This window comes from Amycolatopsis sp. NPDC003861 (assembly GCF_053605405.1).
Genome location: NZ_JBSGJD010000211.1, coordinates 1 through 17,750, shown reverse-complemented (window position 1 = coordinate 17,750; position 17,750 = coordinate 1). Strand labels below are relative to the sequence as shown.

Below are 17,750 nucleotides of genomic sequence, written 5' to 3'. Positions count from 1 at the left end.
GCGTACATCCTCGGTGCCTCGACGCTGCCGTTCATCTGGAACGTCTTCAAGAGCTACCGGTACGGCGAGATCGTCACGGTGGACGACCCGTGGGGTTACGGCAACTCGCTCGAGTGGGCGACGTCCTGCCCGCCGCCGCGGCACAACTTCACCGAGCTGCCCCGGATCCGGTCCGAGCGGCCCGCGTTCGAGCTGCACTACCCGCACATGATCGAACGCATCCACGACGAAGGACACATCACCTTCACCGGAAAGGCGATCCCTCATGCGAAGGCTAAGGCAGCCCCGTCAGAGGCTGTTGCGCAGACGATCGAGGACGGCGGCCCTGGGCGACACTAGGGACCGCGGCTCTGGTGCATGCGACGTCCTGAAGGTCGCTGTTCGTGCGCCTGCTGCGGAGTGATCTCGCGATCTTGGTCCTTGGCGCGCGCTGGGGTGATCGGCGAGCAATTGATGTCCTTCGTCGGCTGCTCGCGCCGGTTGTGATCCGGTATTGCCGTGCCCGGCTCGGCCGGGTCGAGGGGTCCTATCGTTCTGCCGATGAGCTGGCGAACTCGGTCTGTACAGCCGTGTTCGACGAGCTTTCGGCGTGTGACGACCGGGAATATTCCGTGCTGCGCGTGATTCGCGCCCTGGCGGAAGGCAAGCTTGCAGATGTTGACTGCGCCGAGCCGACCACGTTTATCGGGCGCGTGGTCATGACCCTGCCAACACTGGATGCGGACGTACTGACGATGCGAGTAGCCGTCGGTCTTTCGGTCGAGGAAACGGCGGAGATGCTGGGTTGCTCTCCGCAGGAGATCAGGTTTGTGCAGCACCGTGCATTGGCAGAGGTGCGGAACCGTTTGAAACTCGGTTGACTCGCCTATCGTGGGATGTCCAGGCTGGCGCAGGGAAGCTCTGCCGGGCGTCGTTGGCACGCATGCGGGATGGCAGGACTCAACTTGATGCCGCCGACGCTGTCATCACCAGGTCATGCTTTGGCACTGGTCGGGCGTCGCACGTGACTCCACTTGTAGCGTCGCGTGATGCAGCCCGAACCGGCTCGCGAGGAGGGCCTGCGCGGCCGTCAGCACCTGATCGTGTCCGGCGCCGGGGGTGATGGTGATGTGGGCTGAGGCGACTTCCATGCCCGAGGTCAGGGTCCACAGATGGAGGTCGTGGACGTCATGCACACCGGCGAGGCCTTTCAAAGAATCGGCCACCTCGGCAAAGTCCAACTCGGGAGGCGCGTGCTGAAAGAGAACGCGCCACGCGTGTCGACCCAGAGTGAACGCTCGCGGCAGTACAAATAGTCCGATTGCGATGGCGATCGCGGGGTCCGCGTAACGCCAATCGAAGATCACTGTGAGCAGGCCGCTGGCCAGAACGCCGACTGAGCCCAACATGTCGGCCATGACCTCCAGGTATGCGCCGCGGACGTTCAGGCTCTCTTTCGCGCCACCCTTAAGCAGCTGCAGCGCGATGAAGTTCATGACGAGACCGACCACGGCGACGATGATGACGGGCAGGCCGGGCACGTCGGGCGGGGCTGCAAATCGTCCGACCGCTTCGTAGAGCACCCACCCAGCAACCGCGAAAAGCAGGATCGCGTTGAACAGAGCGGCGAATACCTCGCCCCGGTACATCCCGTAGGTGTGGCCACGCTGGCGTGCGGAGCGTCGGGCGACCAAGATCGCTGCCAGCGCCATCGTGACCCCGAGCACGTCGGTGAACACATGGGCAGAGTCCGATAGCAGCGCCAGTGACGACGTAGTGAGTCCGACGACGAGCTGGATCACGAAGGTCACGAACCCCAGGCCGATGGCGATCGTCAACCTGCGGACGTGCTTGCCGGAGGCACTGCCCGGTTCCGGCGCTGCGCCGTGTGAATGTCCCATCGGTGAACGGTCCTCTCTTCGGCCCGAGCTTGATCGGCGAGTGCTTGCAGCCGCGTCCTCGCGTGTTACATAGTAACATTCGAATATGTGCATATGACAACTGGAGGTCGACACAAGCGACGGGCGAGCGTGGCGGCGTGATGCCGGGGTCAGATGCGGCGTTGGGCCGCTTGTGGTTCTACGCTCCGATCACCGTGTTCATCGTGCACACGCTCGAAGAGCTACCCGGGTTCGCGATGTGGGTGTCGGCCCATTTCGCGCATCTGACGACGGAGAAGTTCGCGGTCACGCACATCCCGCTGATCCTGCTGGTGCTGCTGACGTCGTGGCGGGCTTCGCGCCCTACGGCCGCCACCGGCTGGATCGTGTTGGCCACGGCGTTCCAGTGGCAATTCGCCGCGAATGCGGCAGTCCATCTGGCTGCTGCGATCCGCTTCGGGGAGTATTCGCCCGGTATGGTGACCGTTGCCCTGTCTGTCACTGCGACCTACCTTGCGTGGTTGCGTCGACGGCAGGCAGCCCGGTCGAAGTCGAGGCGGCCCGGCCATGGCGCGACGCCACGGCCGGCGCATCTGGTGGCCGGGCTACCTCGGGTGCGTGGAGTGCGAGTCGGAGTGTCGCACGCACTCATCTTGACAGTCGACGGGGCCGTTGCGCTCCAGTGGATCGATGTCGGAGTTCCAGATGTGTGGGATTCGGCTTGAGTCGCCGGTCGGGTGCCGTAGGTGCGTCTGCGCGAATGAGCAGTGAGGGTGGGCATCGTCCGGTGTGAGGTGCCGACTCGGCCGGCCGGAGAGTCTTGGAGGGGGATCCGAGGGCCCGAGTCTTGATGTTTTACGGACAAACAACCGCTTTTCGGACAGGTTGACTGATTGTCGTCCCCCTTCGTTGCCTTCATCTACTACCGTGACTCGTAGACTTCGCTCACAGAGACCGTGTCGGGTGGCGACCGATGACATATGCATGGTTCACTATGTGTTGTGCGGCAAGTTGGCCGCTTATAAGAGACGAAGGGATCAGGTGTTCCCGATGAACACAACCGAGCAGGGGGCTTCCGGCAGTTCGCTGCTCTGTCCCAGGTGTGTCTCGCAAATGCTGCCCGTGCAGCGCTTCGGCGTCGAGATTGACCAATGCACAGGCTGCGGTGCCGTGTTCCTCGACCCGGGCGAAATGGAGCAGCTCGCAGCCGCCGAAGCCAAGTTCTACACAGCGCAGCAGGCGCCACCGAGCGCTCCCGCGCCTCCGGCTTATCAGCCGCCGTACCCGCAGCAGCAGCAGTACGCACCCTCGCCTTACCCGACGCCGCCCCAACACGGTGGGTTCCTGCAGGAGCTGTTCGGCGGCCATCACCGCAGTTACCGGCCTGAGGGACACCACGGCGGGCATCACGGAGGCCACCATGGGCACCACTGACTCGGCAACAGCGCCGGCCGACGTCGGCCACGGCCACGGTCACGGCGTGTCGGCCGACGCCGACCGGAAATGGCTCACCGCCGCCCTGATCTTGATCGTCGGTTTCATGAGCGCCGAAGTGGTCGTGGGTCTCATCGCCGGGTCTCTGGCTCTGATTTCCGACGCCGGCCACATGCTCACAGACGCAGCCTCGATCGTGCTGGCGCTGGTCGCGATCCGGCTGGCGGCCCGTCCCGCCAAGGGGGGGTACACCTACGGGCTCAAGCGGGCGGAAATCCTGTCCGCGCAGGCGAACGGCATCACGCTGCTGCTGCTGACGGCGTGGTTCGTATACGAGGGCATCCAGCGACTGATCTCGCCGCCGCCGGTCGAAGGCGTACTGGTCTTCGTTACCGCATTGGTCGGCATCGCCGTCAACGTGGCAGCGACCTGGTGTCTCAACAAGGCCAACCGGTCCAGCCTGAATGTGGAAGGAGCCTTCCAGCACATCCTCAACGACCTCTACGCCTTCATCGCCACCGCGATTGCCGGCGGCATTGTGTGGTGGACCGGGTTCGCCCGGGCCGATGCGATCGCCGCCTTGGTTGTCGCCGCGCTGATGGCCAAAGCCGGGTGGGGCCTGGTGCGCGACTCCGGCCGTATTTTTCTCGAGGCCGCGCCGACGAACATCGACCCCGAAGCGATCGGTGACCAGCTCGCGTCGGTTCCGGACGTCGTGCAGGTGCACGATCTGCACATCTGGCAGATCACATCCGGCGAGGCGGCGCTCTCGGCGCACGTACTCGTCCGCCCGACTGCGGACTGCCACGCCGTGCGTCTCGGCATCGAAGAGATCATGCGGTTGCAACATCAGCTTGAGCACACAACGTTGCAGGTCGACCACTCGCCGGACGGGAACCTGCCGATCGACGATCATTGTGAGCACCCACACGGCCGAACCTATCGCTCGACGAATTGATAGCGTCGGTTTAGCGGCCTGAAAGCAATCGATCGAGTCTGGGGTGGACGGCCGCCGTCGGCGGCCGTACGCCCCAGAGAGGTTGCGCTTCTCCAGGCGTAGTTCCGGTGTGCGCAGCCCGTTTCGCCGCCATCGCCGCGGGTCCGAGTGCCGCGCGGTTCTCCGTATGAGCGTCATGGCAGTGCGAGATACGTCGTGCGCCGCTCCGAGTTCGCCCGATGGCGGCGAGTGGTCCACGGTAGCGGCCTGCCTTGACCGCGCTGGCCCGGCTGCTCGCTTGCGCGGGCAAGACAGGGTCGGTGCCGGAATCTGGCCGCCACCCGGCAGCCCGTCTGGCAATGCCCAGGGCCTCTGGGACCTCCGAGTGCCACTGGCGCACGAGCGGCAACGTTTTGCCATAGCGGTCTGCTCGTCGATCCATCCCCGCAACCTGCGGACAATCGGCGATCGACTTCTGTCGTTTGCCGCTGACAACTGATTGTGGGACGGCTGCACGTTCGAAACAGAACGGCGGCGCGGTGGCCTGGAACGGAACTCGGACTTCGGGAACTATCTGCTCCTGTCCTCCGACTCCTACACGCGGGGGATGCTCACTCGAAAGGACCACCGGATGAACTTCACACGCGTAGCGATCGCCGCGCCACTCGCAGTCGCCGCGCTGCTCGCTCTCGCAGTGCCCGCCTCGGCGCATACGGGGCTCGCGAGCAGCAGTCCGGCGGAAGGCGCGTCATTGACCGCCGCGCCCACTGAAATCAAGCTGACCTTCGATGAACCCGTTGGTGCCGAGGCCGGGGCGGTCTCGGTGACGGGAGACGACGGAAGGGTATGGACCGTCGGCAAGCCGACGGTGAAGGACAAGGACGTCACCGTCCCGGTTCAGCCATCCGGCCCGGCCGGCAGGTACACGATCACTTACAAGGTCAGTTCCGACGACGGAGACGCGGTCACCGGCAAGGTCGCCTTCACTCTGACCGCTGCGGCTGCGCCTACCACGACCTCGGCGGCGGCTCCCAGCACGACTCCGACGTCGGCGCCGCAGACCAGCGCGGCCCCGGCGCCGCAAGCGGCGGCCAACGAGGACGGCGGCGGTGTGCCTGTGTGGGTGTGGATCGTGCTCGCCGTGGTGGTTGTTGCAACGGCCGTCGCCGTCGTGGCGCGCCGGAGCCGGGGCAAGGAAACCAAGAGCGACTGAGGCACGGTCGCCGGGGGCGCATGATGCGCCCTCGGCGATCTGCCAGCGGGGATCGGGCAATGAGGCTGAGCTATCCGACGATCCGGCGTGCGCCCATCAGGTGGCCGTCGCCTTTCATGGATCGCACGTCGACGACCTGTCCTTCGGTGGGGGCGTCGACCATTTTTCCGTTGCCGACGTACATTCCGACGTGGTGGATCTTCGACGCGTCGCCGGTGCCGTCGTCGAAGAAGAGCAGGTCGCCGGGCGCGAGCGAACTCAGCGATGCTGTCTTGCCGGCCGTGAACTGCTGGCGGCTGGTCCGGGGGAGCGTGATTCCGGCCTGCTTGTAGGCCCATGACGTCAGTCCGGAGCAGTCGAAGGTGTTCGGGCCGGTCGACCCCCACTCGTACTGGGAGCCTCGCTTCGACAGTGCAGCCTGCAGAGCGTCATTGGCGGCCCCCGGCGGACCGAGGTAGGACCCGGTGTCCTGGGCCTGGCCCAGCTTGCGCCGGTCGGCGGAGGGCAGGTCGCCCAGCGCCTTTCGGACTTCTTTGATCTGCGCGTCGAGGTCGCCACGGCGCTTGCGGACCTCATCGACCGCGGCGGCGGCGTCGTCGGCGGCAGCCTTGGCCTGTCCCTGCGCCTGTGAGGCTGCGTTGCGTGCCCCTTCCGCGCGGCCTGCCGCCGTGCGAAGTCCGTTGAGTGTGTCGTTCTTCTGGTCGGACAGCAACGAAAGTGCCGATGCGCGGTCGAGGAACTCCTGTCTACTGCCGCTGTCGAGCAGTACGGCCGCGCTGTTGAGCTGGCTACCTTCCAGCGCCGATACGGCGATCTTGCTGACATCGCCGCGGAACTGCCCGATTGCCGCCTGGGCTGCCGAGACCTCGTTGTTGGCCTTGGTCAGCGCGGCATCGGCCTGGTCGCGCTCGGCCTGCCGGGTCTTGAGCTGACCTTCGGCGGTGAGGAGGTCTTCGTCGGCCTTGGCGGCCTGGGCGCCCAGTTCCTGGTAGCGCTGCATCGGGTCTTGGCTCGGGGGAGCGGGTTGCGCTCCGGCCGGTATTGAGCCCGACGCCAAGGCGATGGCCGCTGCAGCCAACACAAGGGGATGCCGCCGAAGGATACTTCGGTGCAGGTTCACACGTTCTCCCGTCACGATCAATCTACTATCGCACGTAGTACTAGTGAGGAAGTTGTGAGCGTTCGGTGAAGTGTGAGTGCACCGGAACTTCAGTCCAGCAGAGATTCGGCGCTTGTGGCAAAGCTCACCGGTGCGGTGCCTGCATCGACACTGCACCGGTGAGCCGCCACCGGGTTCCCCAGTTACCCGGCTTGACTACTCCCTACAGGTCTTGTTCCGGTTGACGCAACCCACGAGCCGGTTCATGACCCGCTGCGGCATCACGTTCGCGAAGTCGTCGTGGTCCGACAAGGGATTGTGTTTCTCCTCGGGAAACGAGTCGACCGAGTAGAGCCGGTCCTGCTGGACCTTCTGAGGAATGTTGTAGACCAGCGTGATCTTGAGCTTCGGCACCGCCCGGAACCCGCTGGGGCACTTGCCGGCCGCGTCGGGGTAGACGATGTGGTCGCGGTGGTTGGTGCTGTCGATGTTCTTACCGTCCCAGCAGCTGGCGAACTCGTGGATGCGCTCGACCTTGCTCCCGCTGGGACAAATCGGGTACTTGTCGATGAGCCGATCTTCGAAGCCGGTGCAGGTCCAGGACGCGCGCGCGTTCTTGGGGCCGTTGGTGGTGACCTTCGCGTCGCCGTAGAGCACGCGCAGGAACTTCGGCATGGCCTGGACCTTGCCGACCGGGCTGCCTTCGAAGGTCAGCTTCGCGACCTCGGGCCGCTGGATTTCCCCTTGGTTGCCCGGCAGCTGGTTGTTCTGGTCGGCGCCCTGCAAGGTCGACTGCTGGCCGCCGAACGCTTTGTCGTTGCCGTTGCCCACTTTGCAGCCGGCGAGCCGTTCCAGGCCGCGTTGACGACCTTCTTGGCCGATTGCCCCGGACAGCTGCCGGATGCTCTCGGCGCGGCGATCACGTAGCGAGCCCATCACCGCGTCGGCGCTCGAGCCGGCGTCGGCGAGTTGCTGGTTGGCTTCGTTCACCTGGTCGTCGAGGGCACCCAGCGCCTTATCGACCGCAGGTTCGGCCTGTTCCGGCACGTCCGGCAGCTCGGCGGCGACGTCGGGGCAGTCGGCGACCTTCTTGCCGTCCTTCTGTGGACGCGGACCGCGCGAGGAGGGCGGGCTGTTCTTCGGCTCATCGTCCTCGTCCCGGTTGATCCGGATGACGGGCCAGAAGTAGGCGGACTTGTCGCCGTTGCGGCAGGTGGTTCCGGCGGCGAGGAGGCTCTCGTTCGTCGAGTCGGCGTTGGTGGAGAGGTTGCCGACGTAGTCGTGCAGGTGCTGGGCGCCGTTGCGGACGCCGGGCTGGGCGATGAAGTTGTCCGGGTTGAAGTGCTTGTTCTCGTTTTTGCCGCAGTTGACGGTGAAAGTTCCGGTCGACGCTCCCCGCCGTCGGTCCGGTGCCTTCACGTTCGGCTGGACGGTGGTGATGTCCACGTACTGGTCGGCGGCTCCCTGTCCGTCGGCCAGTGCGGCGCCGATGCCGCCGGAGGTTGCGATGACGACGCTCGCGGCCACGGCGACCGCTGAGCTTGCCGCTGCGATGGTGAGCCGTACCTGTTTCTTCGACAGCCGATGTCGCGCCACGGTGATTCCTCTTCTTCTCGGGGGATGGGGAAACGAACCGGCCCGGCCGGCGCGGACGGCCGGGCCGACGGGGGTCAGCGGGAAGCGGGCGTCCGGCGCCGGCGGGTGAGGAAAACCAGCAAGCCGACGGGGACGGCCAGCAGAAGAAGTGCGGCAATGAGAAAACCACCCCCGGAATCGGTGCTGCTCACCGTCGTGGCGGCTTGCGGCTGGAGAAGGACGTCTTGGTTCGCGCCGGCGGGGGCGGCCTTTGTAGAACTCGCTGCGGCCGCGAGGGACGGCGAGGGAAGAGCTTCGAAAGCGACCAGTCCGGTCGCCTCCAGCATCTTGATGTGGTCGAACACGGTGGTCATAGCCTGGGTGGCCATCGAGCGCACTAGTGAGTTGCGGGTGCCGGCGCGGATTTGTGCGGCGAAGCCGTAGACCTTGCCGTGGGCGGCGCGGAGCCGGTTGGCGAATACGTTGTCGTAGTCTTCGCCTTCGGCTTGTGCGAGCTCGTCGAGCCAGCCCTGCTGTTCGCTGGTCGGCTTGTCCGGCAACGTCACGTTGAGCTGGCTGGCGATGTCGCGGACCATGTTGTCCAGCAGGGTGTGGCCGTCGATGAGGTGCATTCCGGCCTCTTTGACCTTGCTGTTGCTGGACTTTTCCAGCGACTGCCGACCGGTCGGCAGCTCCCACAGGCCCGCCTGCCGCACCTTCACGAGGAAGTCGCGGTCGGCCGGGCCGAGCGGACCCCACTCGGTCGCGATGACACCTTCTTCGGCTTTGGTAGAACCGGTCTGCGCGTTCGCCGCCGATGTCATCGCCAGGCTCAGCAGGGCTGCCGCACCAAGGGATGCGATCTTGAGCCACCGCGAGGTCATGTCGAACCTCCGTCTGTCACCGGGCCCGCGCACGGCGTTGGGCGGGCCTCACCGGTAACTACGATGATGGATAGTAGAGGGATCAATCCGTCTTCTTGTCGTTATCGTTTCGTTACCTTTCAAGAAGGCTGATCGCATGAGCCACAGCGGTCCTGTCCCGGGCATGACGTTCGAAGCCACACCAGTGAGCGCCCTCGTGGAGCGAGCCCTCAAATTGGTGGAGCGCCGACGAACGAAGCTCACTGGTTGCGCTGGGCGCGCGAGAATTGACGGCGCGTTAGCAGCGGCGGGCAGTGTGCTGCCTGGTGAAAGGCAATGGCGAAGCCGTCGATGTGGGTGGATCCGAAGACCGAGGCGGATTCGAGCGCAGCCACGCTCGTCATTTGCGCCTGATGATCAAGGCGGTGTTGGGCCGGTCTGCGAGTTCGGCAGAGGCTTCTTCGGCGCGGCCCTTGTGGGACGGGCGCGGAGGTGATCGGGTCTCGCGCTGGGGGCACGTTTCGCAGATGGTCGAGGTCCACGCCTCCACGCCTCTGCGCATCTGGGGCGTCACCTCTGAGCATTCGGTGTTGCCCGCGGACACGCTGGTAGTCCGGGGAAGCGACCGCGAGTTCGTGTGGGGAGGTATGGCCACGCTAGCTCGCGGACGAGCAGCACGTCGAGCGCGCTGCCGCGTAGGCGAATCACGCTTATCCGGCCCGGGTCGTGTGCCTTACCTGCACTGCGAAGAGCTGCATGCGTCACGTTTCCGCAGCGACACGCGTTGTTCGGGTCGAACCGGCGACCGGCTCCAGCGGTCTCAGGAGTGGGAACCGCTGGGCCGGCCGCCGGCCACGTCGGCGAGACCACTTCGCGGCCCCGACCGCGGTGAGATCTCGCCGTTCACCGAGTGGCCGTAGCCGCTCGTGCTCGGGATGTCGTGCGTCAGCCGGTGGTCGTGCCGTCGTCCTGCGGGCCGGTCGCCGGTGGCTTCCTGCGGCCGCGGAGCAGGGCGCCGATCGCGATCCCGGCGGCGAGAGCGGCCACGACCAGGCCGGCGCCGCCCAGCAGGCGGGCGGTGTCGTCGCTGGCGGGCGCGGCGGCGGCGCTCGGTGCGGCAGCTGCCTCGCCACCCTCGTCGGACTCAGTGCCGGCGGCCGTCAGCTTCAGTGTCGGGGCCGGGTGCTCCGGTTCCTCCGCGCCTTCGGCGGGCGGCGGCTGGTCCCAGTTGACCACCTCGCCGCTGTCGTAGGTCTGTGTGGCGGTCATGGTGAACGACTGAGCGTCCTTGGGCATCGGGCCGAACGACACGCCGAACTTCGCGTACTCGCCCGGGTTGATCCGCAGACCGGGCTGCGCCGTCCACGTGATCCCGCCGACGACCTCGGTGAAGGTGGCGCCGTCGCGGGTGAGCGGCGGGTCGAGCTTGACCTTGTCGACCGTCACCTTCCAGCCGGCCGTGGTCTGCGCCTTGAGCGAGACGACCGGGTACTCCTTCGGGAACTGCAGGTGGACGACGACCGTGCCGGCTGTGGGCCGTTCGTTCGGGACGGTGAAGTCCACCTCCGCGGTCTTGCCCTGGGCGACGGTGCCGGGTTCGGGTTCCAGGTGCGCCCAGGCGGTGCCGGGCAGGGCGAGGCTGATCGTGGCGAGCAGCGCGGTACCCGCGAGGGCTCGCGTGATCGAGGTTCGGGACATCAATGAGCTCCAGGGGTGAAGTGTCGGACGGTGGTGCCGTTGAGGTGGTGATCGCAGCGGTCGGCGAGGTCGCGGGCCAGGCCGGCAAGAGGTGTCGACTCGGTACCGTCGTGAATCCGGTCGCCCAGGGTGACGCCGTCGCTCCAGTGTTCGGCCATGACCTGCAGAAACTCGACGTCGAACCGCCCGGCAGGCACCCGCCGGAGCCGGGCGACGATGGGGAAGAACCACACGCCCCATCGGGAGTCGTCGTCGGACTCGGCTTCCGGTGCCGGGATTTCCCACAGTTGTGCCCAGCCGTTGACGCGGCCGAGGTATTCGGCCTCTTCGTCCAGCGCCGCGGTCGCGATGCCGCGAACGCCCGGGTCCTGGGACCGGGTGCAGCCCAGCCGGGCCAGCTGGACGCCTTCGTGCAACTGCGCCTGCAGCTCACGCAGCCGCTCGATGTCGTCCGCCGGCAAGGTCGTGGGACGCCTGCGGGTGACCAGGCCGCCCGCCGTTGCGCCGAGCAGCAGGACGACGACGGCAAGGATCAAGAGGACCGACCACTGGCCGATGGAGCCACTCGACAGCATGTGCACCTCGTTCCGGGCCAGCCTGCAACCGCCTACTAAACGCGATCGTAGAGCGTTCTGGTTCTTCGGCTGTGCCCAGGTACGATCGTCGTCAATGAGATCGTCGGGAGGACGTCATGCAGGGCCTGGGTGAGCTGGAGTCGGCTGTGATGGAGGTGCTGTGGCACTCCGAGGTGCCGCTGACCGTGCGCGGAGTGCTCGGCGAGGTCAACAAGACCCGCACGCTGGCGTACACGACGGTGATGACCGTGCTCGACAACCTTCATCGCAAGGAGTGGGTGTCGCGCACGATGGAGAGCCGGGCCTATGTGTACACGCCGGCGCGGACCCAGGCCGAAGCGACCGCTCAGGCGCTGCGTGAGCTGCTGGACGCGGTCGACGACCCCGGTGGGGTGCTGCTGAACTTCGCCGCCTCGGCGCCGGAGGAGCACCGTGAGGCGTTGCGCCGTGGGCTGCGCAAGCGAGGTCGCGGATGATCGTCTCGGTGGCGTTGCTGGTCGCCGCGCTCGCGATCGGAGTGGGTGCGCCAGCGGTATTGCGCCAGGTGCTTGCAGTCGGGGTCTCGGCGGCGTCGCGGCTCTGGATTTGGCTGGTGCTCGTCGCCGGGTTCTTCGGTACGCTGATCGCGGCCGCCGTGGTCGCTGTCGTTCCCGGTCACGGGCCTGCCATGCAGCTTATCGGCCTGGTGCACGGGTGCTGGCAGAGTCTGCGGCATGGCGGCCGGCCGCGGCTGGAGGAAGTCGTCGGCACAATCAGCGTCGTGGTGTTGGTCGGGCTGTTGGGGACGATGCTCGTGGTCTTCCTCAAGCACCGCAAACGACAAGACGTGCTGCATCGCAAGCACGTCGATGCGCTGTCGATTCTCTCGCGCCGGGAAGGTGGTCCCATCCACACGTGGTGGTTGCCGCTGCCGGGCGTGATGGCCTACAGCGTCGCCGGGTCGCCGTCGTTGATCGTCGCCACCGAGGGTCTGGCCCTTCAGCTGTCGCCCGAGCAGCTGGCGGCCGTGCTCGAACACGAGCGCGCGCACTTGCGCGGCCGGCATCACTTCCTCGTCGGCCTCGCCCGGGTGCTCGCCAAGGTTTTGCCTTGGGTTCCTCTCGCGCGCCGCTCCCCGGAGTTCGTCGCGGCCGCGGTCGAGCTGTGCGCGGACGCCGCTGCGGCGTCCGCGCATGGGCTGGACACGGTGCGCGCTGCGCTGAATCGGATGGTGGGCACGCGTGAGCGGCCGCCGATGTCGCTGGCCATGGCCGAAGATTACGTCGGTCTCCGGCTCAAGCATCTGAAGGCCGGACGCCGTCCGGCCCTGCGGACCGGCTGCGGGATCGTGGTCACGTTCGCTATGGGCGTCGCGCCGGCCGGGATGACCGTACTTGCACTTGCCGTGTTCGGTGCGGTGATCCCGGCCGCGATCCTGGGGATGTAGACGGGCTCAGCGTTTGGTCCACTCGTCCCAGCTGAACCGCCAGTCTGTCCAGCCGTCCCCGGGCTTCACCTCGTCACCGGTGTCCGTGACGATCACGACGTCACCGCGATGGGAATTGTCGAAGAACCATTTGGCGTTGTCGACGCTGACGTTGAGGCAGCCGTGGGACACATTCCGCTTTCCCTGATCGGCGACCGACCATGGAGCCGAGTGCAGGAACTGCCCGGAATTCGTCAGGCGAAGCGCGTACTTCACGGTCGTGCGGTACCCACCCGCGGCATCGGCTGGCACACCGTAGGTGCTTGAGTCCATTGTGTATGGCGACTGGACCGTCATGATGAGCAGCGTTCCGGACACGCTCAGCGCCGAGGGTTTGCCGAGGCTGGTCGGCGCAGTCAACACAGGGACGCCGTCCTTGATCACGCGCAACTGCTTGTCCTTGTCCGACACCTTCGAGATGATCGACGCGCCGGTCTGGAACGCGATCGTGCGGTCGGTCTCGCCGAATACGCCGCCGCCCAGTGCGCGGCCGCCGATCTTGATGTCGAGCTTGATCTTGGTGTAGGCGGGCCAGTAGTCCTTGGTGCGGTAGTGCACCTCGTCGTCGCCGAACCACTTCCAGGCGCCGGTGACCGGCTTGGCCGAAGTGACCGTGAGCATTTTCTCTGCGGCGGCGTGATCGGTGACCGGCTTGGAGAACTTGATGATCAGCGGCATGCCGACGCCGACCGTCTCGCCGTCGAGCGGGATGACCGACGGGTAGGACGTTGCCTTGGCGGTCGCGGTGGTGAACGAGCTCGTGCGGGTGATTGGCATGCCCTGGCCATCGTCGGCGGTGGCCTCGAGCTTGTAGCCGGTCGAGTACTTGAGCTTTGCCGACGGGGTCCAGTGCTTGCCGTCCTCGGCCAGCGTGCCGCTGACCGCCGCCCCCTTTTCGTCGGTCAACGTGACGCTCTTCAGTCGCGATCCCGAGGAACTTGCCGAGATGGGGTCGCCTGGTGGAACGTCCTTGGCGCCATCGGCTGGAGACAGTTGCACCGCGGCCGCTGCGGTCGCCCCCGTCGACGACGGGCCCGGCTGGGGAGTTTCCGGCGACGCAGTACCCGATTGCGAACAGCCCGCCAGCACGGTCAACGCGACTGATACGGCGACCACACGGCGCAGCACTCCCGGCACGGTCAGTCCTCCATCAGGGTCGGCGCGAACAACTACGATTACCAATAGTAGACTGCTGGCGTCGGGTGCCGGTGTCCGGCTCCGTACGAGCACGATCTACGGCCTGCAAACGTAGATCGTAGGAGGTGGCATGTTCGGAGTCAGTGGTACCGCGACGACATCGACGCAGATAGTCGTGCTGGCAACCGGATCCGGGACTGCGGGCGCCGCCACGTTGATCGGCATCGTCGTGGGCCTCGCCATCGTGCTGACACTCATCGGGATAGCCCAAGCCCGTGATCCCGACCGTCGTCCCGCGCCGCCGTTCAATCGAGGCGCGCCTTCTCCGGCAGATGCGGGTAAGCCCGTCCCGACTGACAAGGGGACGGCGACGGGTCCCGCAGGCAACGAGTGCCGATGATCTCTCCGGTGGCGCCGTTGACCTGGTCCACGCTGCTTACGGAGTGGAACTGGTCCCCGGTTCCCCTCGCTTTGACCACTCTGCTCGGTAGCTGGTACTTCATCGCGGTGCGCAAGGTCAGGCAGGCCGGGCAGGACTGGCCGCGGGTACGGGTGGTGTGGTGGTACCTCGGCCTGGCCAGCTATGTCCTGGTTACCGTGACCGTTTTCGGCGCCTACGAGTCGATACTGTTCAGTGTTCGCGCGCTGCAAGTCACCACGTTGCTCATGATCACGCCACAGTTCCTGGCGCACGCCCTTCCGTTGACCCTGCTGCGGGACACTGTCTCGCCGGTCGCGCGACGACGTCTCGGTCGCATCCTGCACGCGCGCGCCACTGAGCTGATCACGCACCCGCTCGTCGGCGTGCTCGTGCTGCTTGGCACGCCCATCGCCTTGTACGGCAGCCAGTGGTACGCGGCAAGCCTCGGCAGCGACATGATCGACGAATTCACCCAGCTCGCGCTGCTGATCGCGGGTGGGCACTACTTCTGGACCCGGCTGCAACGCGACCCGGTGCCCAAGCTCTACCCGCACGTCGTCTCGGTGGGCCTGACCTTCGCCGAGGTCGCCCTCGACGTCGTGGTGCCGCTGGGAATCATGATGTCCGGGTCCTTGGTGGCCGCCGACCATTACCTCGCCCTGGCCGGCGCGGGAGGGCTCGACCCCGACACCGACCAGGCCACCGGCGCGGCCATTCTCTGGGGTCTCGGCGACCTCGCCCTCGTGCCGTTCCTGGTCCTGTCCATGAACCAGTTGCGACGTCGCGATGCCGCGGCTGCGGCTGACATCGACCGCGAACTCGATGCTGCCGACGGCGACGGAGAAACCCGGCCGTGGTGGGAGACCGACCCCGCGCTGGCCGACCGCTTCCGGGACAACAGGCGCCGAGGCTGACGATCACCCGACCGGGGCAACTCGTCCCGGTTCAAGGTCAACTTCTGCTAGCTTGCGACTGTGCGCACCCGAACGACTACGCGGAGTCCGCGAGCCGTCCTCGCGCTCGTGCTCGCCTTGTTCGTCGTCGCGGTGATGCACCCGGAAGCCGCCGCCGGCTGCGTTGGCGTCGACCGCCTCACCGCCACCCACGAGAGCGCCGTACCTGCGGGAACGTCGTGCCCGGACGACCACCAGGACGAACACCCCGCTTCTCCGCGCCTGGCGCCGACGCCCTCGCCGTCGCGGGACTCCGTGCCCGCACCGGTCGTCGAGGTCGCGCTCGACGCGGTGCCCGCCACCGCACCGAGTCCGAGGTTCGCCCTCACCGACTCGGGCCGCCCGGACTTCTCGCCGGGACGGTCGCTCCTCATTGACCTCAACGTCTGGCGAGTCTGAGAAACCGGCTCGTACCGGTTTCCCTTGCCAGCCAACAGAGATCGAAGGTCATGACCACGTTCCCCCGGCAGCGTGTGCTGCCCGCGCCCGCCCGCTCCATCGCCACGACGCTGTGCGATCGCTCCCTGGCCCCGACCGTCGGCAACACGCCGGTGCTGCGCATCGATGACCCCGGATCGTCCACCGGAGCCGGATTCTGGGCCAAGCTCGAAGGATTCAACCCCGGTGGCATGAAAGACCGGCCCGCCCTGCACATGGTCGCCGCCGCCCGGGAACGCGGTGAGCTGGCCGTCGGCGCGCCGATCGTCGAGTCGACCAGCGGCACCCTCGGACTCGGGCTCGCCCTCGCCGGCGGCGTCTACGACCACCCGGTCACCCTGGTCACCGACCCGGGCATGGAACCGATCGTGCTCCGGCTGCTGACCGCCTACGGGACCCGGGTCGAGACGGTCGAGCGACCGCATCCCACCGGCGGCTGGCAGCAGGCCCGCCGCGACCGCGTCTGGCAGCTGCTGGCCGACCATCCCGGCGCGTGGTGCCCCGACCAGTACAACAACCCCGACAACGTGAGCGCGTACATGACCCTGGCCGACGAGCTGGCCACCCAGCTTGGCCACATCGACGTGCTCGTGTGCTCGGTCGGCACCGGCGGCCATTCCGCCGGAACCTTTCGGGCGCTGCAGCGGCACTTCCCCCAGCTGCGGCTGGTCGGCGTCGACACCATCGGTTCGACGATCTTCGGCCAGCCCGCGACGTCCCGGCTGATGCGCGGTCTCGGCTCGAGCATCCACCCACGCAACGTCGACTACGCCGCCTTCGACGAGGTGCACTGGGTGGCGCCGCGCGAAGCCGTGTGGACCGCACGCCGGCTGGCGGCGGCGCACCAGGCCAGCGGCGGCTGGAGCGTCGGCGCGGTCGCGCTGGTCGCCGGCTGGCTCGCTCGCACCCACGATCCGGACGTCCGGATCGCCGCGGTGTTCCCCGACGGACCTCAGCGCTACTTCGACACCGTCTACAACGACGAGTACTGCCGCCGGCACGGCCTACTCGACGGGCCGCCGCCACGCGAGCCCGATCTCCTTGAGCATCCGACCGAGCGTGTGGTCGAACGCTGGGCCCGCTGCCGCACCGTCGTCGACCCCGCCGATGTCCAGGCGGTCCGGTGATGGGCGGGCTCGTGGGCCGCTTCCGTTCCTTCGGCCGGCCGAGCCAGCTGCTGATGGTCAACCAGTTCAGCATCAACCTCGGCTTCTACATGCTGATGCCGTATCTCGCCGGGTACCTCGCCGGCCCGCTCGGCCTGGCCGGCTGGGCCGTGGGCCTCGTGCTGGGCGTCCGCAACTTCTCGCAGCAGGGGATGTTCCTGCTCGGCGGCACCCTCGCCGACCGGCTCGGGTACAAGCCGCTCATCGTCGCGGGCTGCCTGCTGCGGACCGGCGGTTTCGCGCTGCTGGGCGTCGTCGACTCGCTGCCCGCGCTGCTCATCGCCTCCGCGGCCACCGGATTCGCCGGGGCGCTGTTCAACCCGGCCGTCCGGGCCTACCTGGCCGCCGACTCCGGTGAGAGACGGCTCGAAGCGTTCGCCCTGTTCAACGTGTTCTACCAAGGCGGCATCCTCGCCGGCCCGCTGGTCGGGCTGGCGCTGAGCGCGGTGGACTTCCGGCTGACCTGTTGGACGGCCGCCGCGGTGTTCGCCGTCCTGACCCTCGCCCAGCTGCGCGCCCTCCCGTCGACGCCGACGCAACGCGAACAACGGCGCCGGTCCGTGTTGACCGACTGGCGCGCGATCGCGGGCAACCGGACGTTCGTGGCTTTCTCGCTGATCATGATCGGCTCGTACGTGCTCTCGTTCCAGACCTACCTCGCGCTCCCGATGGAGGTGCGCCGGATCGTCGGGTCCGCGGCGAGCGGGGACGTACTGGTCGCCGTGCTGTTCCTGGTCTCCGGCGGGCTGGCGCTGGCCGGGCAGTTCGCGATCACCGCGTGGCTGAAGGCCCGGTGGAATGCCGGAACCTGTCTGGCGCTGGGGCTCTCGCTCATGGCCGCGGCGTTCGTCGCGCCCGCGGCGGCGGCACGCGTCGGGCCGATCGCGGGTGCCATCGCCCTGGTGGCCTCCGCGGCG

General features: G+C 67.2%; 19 protein-coding genes and 1 pseudogene. 12 read left to right on the top strand and 8 right to left on the bottom strand.

The window, feature by feature from the left end; all coding sequences use genetic code 11:
- A pseudogene (locus tag ACWEVN_RS36600) lies at nucleotides 1–339 on the top strand (cytochrome ubiquinol oxidase subunit I); the annotation flags it as partial.
- Nucleotides 340–383: 44 nt separating this feature from the next.
- Complete coding sequence (locus ACWEVN_RS36595) at nucleotides 384–860, top strand: sigma factor-like helix-turn-helix DNA-binding protein (protein ID WP_452054333.1); 477 nt, start codon at nucleotides 384–386, stop codon at nucleotides 858–860.
- A 105-nt stretch (nucleotides 861–965) separates the two neighbouring features.
- On the opposite strand, the gene ACWEVN_RS36590 is transcribed toward ACWEVN_RS36595, so the two are convergent.
- Nucleotides 966–1,880 (bottom strand): cation diffusion facilitator family transporter, encoded by a 915-nt coding sequence (locus ACWEVN_RS36590; RefSeq protein WP_452054332.1) that lies wholly within the window; start codon nucleotides 1,878–1,880, stop codon nucleotides 966–968.
- Nucleotides 1,881–2,074: 194 nt separating this feature from the next.
- Between ACWEVN_RS36590 and ACWEVN_RS36585 the strand changes: the two genes are divergently transcribed.
- The 4 genes from ACWEVN_RS36585 to ACWEVN_RS36570 all read left to right on the top strand — a co-directional run bounded on the left by ACWEVN_RS36585 (nucleotide 2,075) and on the right by ACWEVN_RS36570 (nucleotide 5,443).
- The gene (locus ACWEVN_RS36585) at nucleotides 2,075–2,584 is read left to right on the top strand and encodes an HXXEE domain-containing protein (RefSeq protein ID WP_452054331.1); all 510 of its coding nucleotides are present in this window, start codon (nucleotides 2,075–2,077) and stop codon (nucleotides 2,582–2,584) included.
- A 325-nt stretch (nucleotides 2,585–2,909) separates the two neighbouring features.
- The gene (locus ACWEVN_RS36580) at nucleotides 2,910–3,293 is read left to right on the top strand and encodes a TFIIB-type zinc ribbon-containing protein (RefSeq protein WP_452054330.1); all 384 of its coding nucleotides are present in this window, start codon (nucleotides 2,910–2,912) and stop codon (nucleotides 3,291–3,293) included.
- On the top strand, nucleotides 3,280–4,251 hold the full coding sequence (locus ACWEVN_RS36575) for a cation diffusion facilitator family transporter (protein WP_452054329.1): 972 nt from the start codon (nucleotides 3,280–3,282) through the stop codon (nucleotides 4,249–4,251). The genes ACWEVN_RS36580 and ACWEVN_RS36575 overlap by 14 nt, the downstream gene beginning before the upstream one ends.
- A 610-nt stretch (nucleotides 4,252–4,861) precedes the next feature.
- A complete protein-coding gene (locus ACWEVN_RS36570; RefSeq protein ID WP_452054328.1) occupies nucleotides 4,862–5,443 on the top strand; it encodes a copper resistance CopC family protein in 582 nt (193 codons plus the stop codon).
- 70 nt (nucleotides 5,444–5,513) lie between these two features.
- Here ACWEVN_RS36570 and ACWEVN_RS36565 read toward each other — a convergent pair whose 3' ends face one another.
- The 6 genes from ACWEVN_RS36565 to ACWEVN_RS36540 form a co-directional block, all read right to left on the bottom strand.
- Nucleotides 5,514–6,443, bottom strand: coding sequence for a C40 family peptidase (locus ACWEVN_RS36565; RefSeq protein WP_452054327.1), 930 nt, complete (start codon nucleotides 6,441–6,443; stop codon nucleotides 5,514–5,516).
- Between the two features lie 315 nt (nucleotides 6,444–6,758).
- Complete coding sequence (locus ACWEVN_RS36560; protein WP_452054326.1) at nucleotides 6,759–8,138, bottom strand: DUF1996 domain-containing protein; 1,380 nt, start codon at nucleotides 8,136–8,138, stop codon at nucleotides 6,759–6,761.
- A 74-nt stretch (nucleotides 8,139–8,212) separates the two neighbouring features.
- Nucleotides 8,213–9,001, bottom strand: coding sequence for a DUF4142 domain-containing protein (locus ACWEVN_RS36555; protein ID WP_452054325.1), 789 nt, complete (start codon nucleotides 8,999–9,001; stop codon nucleotides 8,213–8,215).
- A gap of 239 nt (nucleotides 9,002–9,240) precedes the next feature.
- Nucleotides 9,241–9,375: a hypothetical protein gene (locus tag ACWEVN_RS36550; RefSeq protein WP_452054324.1), complete on the bottom strand. Its 135-nt coding sequence runs from the start codon at nucleotides 9,373–9,375 to the stop codon at nucleotides 9,241–9,243.
- Between the two features lie 550 nt (nucleotides 9,376–9,925).
- The gene (locus tag ACWEVN_RS36545; protein ID WP_452054323.1) at nucleotides 9,926–10,678 is read right to left on the bottom strand and encodes a YcnI family copper-binding membrane protein; all 753 of its coding nucleotides are present in this window, start codon (nucleotides 10,676–10,678) and stop codon (nucleotides 9,926–9,928) included.
- On the bottom strand, nucleotides 10,678–11,253 hold the full coding sequence (locus tag ACWEVN_RS36540) for a DUF305 domain-containing protein (protein WP_452054322.1): 576 nt from the start codon (nucleotides 11,251–11,253) through the stop codon (nucleotides 10,678–10,680). The genes ACWEVN_RS36545 and ACWEVN_RS36540 overlap by 1 nt, the downstream gene beginning before the upstream one ends.
- A 116-nt stretch (nucleotides 11,254–11,369) precedes the next feature.
- On the opposite strand from ACWEVN_RS36540, the gene ACWEVN_RS36535 reads away from it, so the two are divergent.
- Both ACWEVN_RS36535 and ACWEVN_RS36530 read left to right on the top strand, forming a co-directional pair.
- Entirely contained in the window at nucleotides 11,370–11,729 is a 360-nt protein-coding gene (locus ACWEVN_RS36535) for a BlaI/MecI/CopY family transcriptional regulator (RefSeq protein ID WP_452054321.1), read from the top strand.
- Entirely contained in the window at nucleotides 11,726–12,679 is a 954-nt protein-coding gene (locus ACWEVN_RS36530; protein ID WP_452054320.1) for a M56 family metallopeptidase, read from the top strand. Before ACWEVN_RS36535 ends, ACWEVN_RS36530 begins: the two co-directional genes overlap by 4 nt.
- A 6-nt stretch (nucleotides 12,680–12,685) precedes the next feature.
- Here the strand turns inward: ACWEVN_RS36530 and ACWEVN_RS36525 are convergent, their stop codons facing one another.
- Nucleotides 12,686–13,855 (bottom strand): L,D-transpeptidase, encoded by a 1,170-nt coding sequence (locus ACWEVN_RS36525; protein ID WP_452054319.1) that lies wholly within the window; start codon nucleotides 13,853–13,855, stop codon nucleotides 12,686–12,688.
- A gap of 396 nt (nucleotides 13,856–14,251) precedes the next feature.
- Between ACWEVN_RS36525 and ACWEVN_RS36520 the strand changes: the two genes are divergently transcribed.
- From ACWEVN_RS36520 to ACWEVN_RS36505, 4 genes are all read left to right on the top strand, one after another.
- On the top strand, nucleotides 14,252–15,190 hold the full coding sequence (locus ACWEVN_RS36520) for a cytochrome c oxidase assembly protein (RefSeq protein WP_452054318.1): 939 nt from the start codon (nucleotides 14,252–14,254) through the stop codon (nucleotides 15,188–15,190).
- A 60-nt stretch (nucleotides 15,191–15,250) separates the two neighbouring features.
- A complete protein-coding gene (locus tag ACWEVN_RS36515; RefSeq protein WP_452054317.1) occupies nucleotides 15,251–15,628 on the top strand; it encodes a hypothetical protein in 378 nt (125 codons plus the stop codon).
- 50 nt (nucleotides 15,629–15,678) lie between these two features.
- The gene (locus tag ACWEVN_RS36510; RefSeq protein ID WP_452054316.1) at nucleotides 15,679–16,794 is read left to right on the top strand and encodes a PLP-dependent cysteine synthase family protein; all 1,116 of its coding nucleotides are present in this window, start codon (nucleotides 15,679–15,681) and stop codon (nucleotides 16,792–16,794) included.
- Nucleotides 16,794–17,750 (top strand): MFS transporter (locus ACWEVN_RS36505; RefSeq protein ID WP_452054315.1); only part of this gene is annotated, 957 nt, incomplete at its 3' end. The genes ACWEVN_RS36510 and ACWEVN_RS36505, both read left to right, overlap by 1 nt.

Bases quoted from the DNA above. Each gene is read 5' to 3' on its own strand.
- ACWEVN_RS36590 (WP_452054332.1), bottom strand. From the start codon at position 1,880: ATGGGACATTCACACGGCGCAGCGCCGGAACCGGGCAGTGCCTCCGGC.
- ACWEVN_RS36580 (WP_452054330.1), top strand. From the start codon at position 2,910: ATGAACACAACCGAGCAGGGGGCTTCCGGCAGTTCGCTGCTCTGTCCC.
- ACWEVN_RS36575 (WP_452054329.1), top strand. From the start codon at position 3,280: ATGGGCACCACTGACTCGGCAACAGCGCCGGCCGACGTCGGCCACGGC.
- ACWEVN_RS36570 (WP_452054328.1), top strand. From the start codon at position 4,862: ATGAACTTCACACGCGTAGCGATCGCCGCGCCACTCGCAGTCGCCGCG.
- ACWEVN_RS36565 (WP_452054327.1), bottom strand. From the start codon at position 6,443: ATGCAGCGCTACCAGGAACTGGGCGCCCAGGCCGCCAAGGCCGACGAA.
- ACWEVN_RS36555 (WP_452054325.1), bottom strand. From the start codon at position 9,001: ATGACCTCGCGGTGGCTCAAGATCGCATCCCTTGGTGCGGCAGCCCTG.
- ACWEVN_RS36545 (WP_452054323.1), bottom strand. From the start codon at position 10,678: ATGTCCCGAACCTCGATCACGCGAGCCCTCGCGGGTACCGCGCTGCTC.
- ACWEVN_RS36540 (WP_452054322.1), bottom strand. From the start codon at position 11,253: ATGCTGTCGAGTGGCTCCATCGGCCAGTGGTCGGTCCTCTTGATCCTT.
- ACWEVN_RS36535 (WP_452054321.1), top strand. From the start codon at position 11,370: ATGCAGGGCCTGGGTGAGCTGGAGTCGGCTGTGATGGAGGTGCTGTGG.
- ACWEVN_RS36530 (WP_452054320.1), top strand. From the start codon at position 11,726: ATGATCGTCTCGGTGGCGTTGCTGGTCGCCGCGCTCGCGATCGGAGTG.
- ACWEVN_RS36520 (WP_452054318.1), top strand. From the start codon at position 14,252: ATGATCTCTCCGGTGGCGCCGTTGACCTGGTCCACGCTGCTTACGGAG.
- ACWEVN_RS36510 (WP_452054316.1), top strand. From the start codon at position 15,679: ATGACCACGTTCCCCCGGCAGCGTGTGCTGCCCGCGCCCGCCCGCTCC.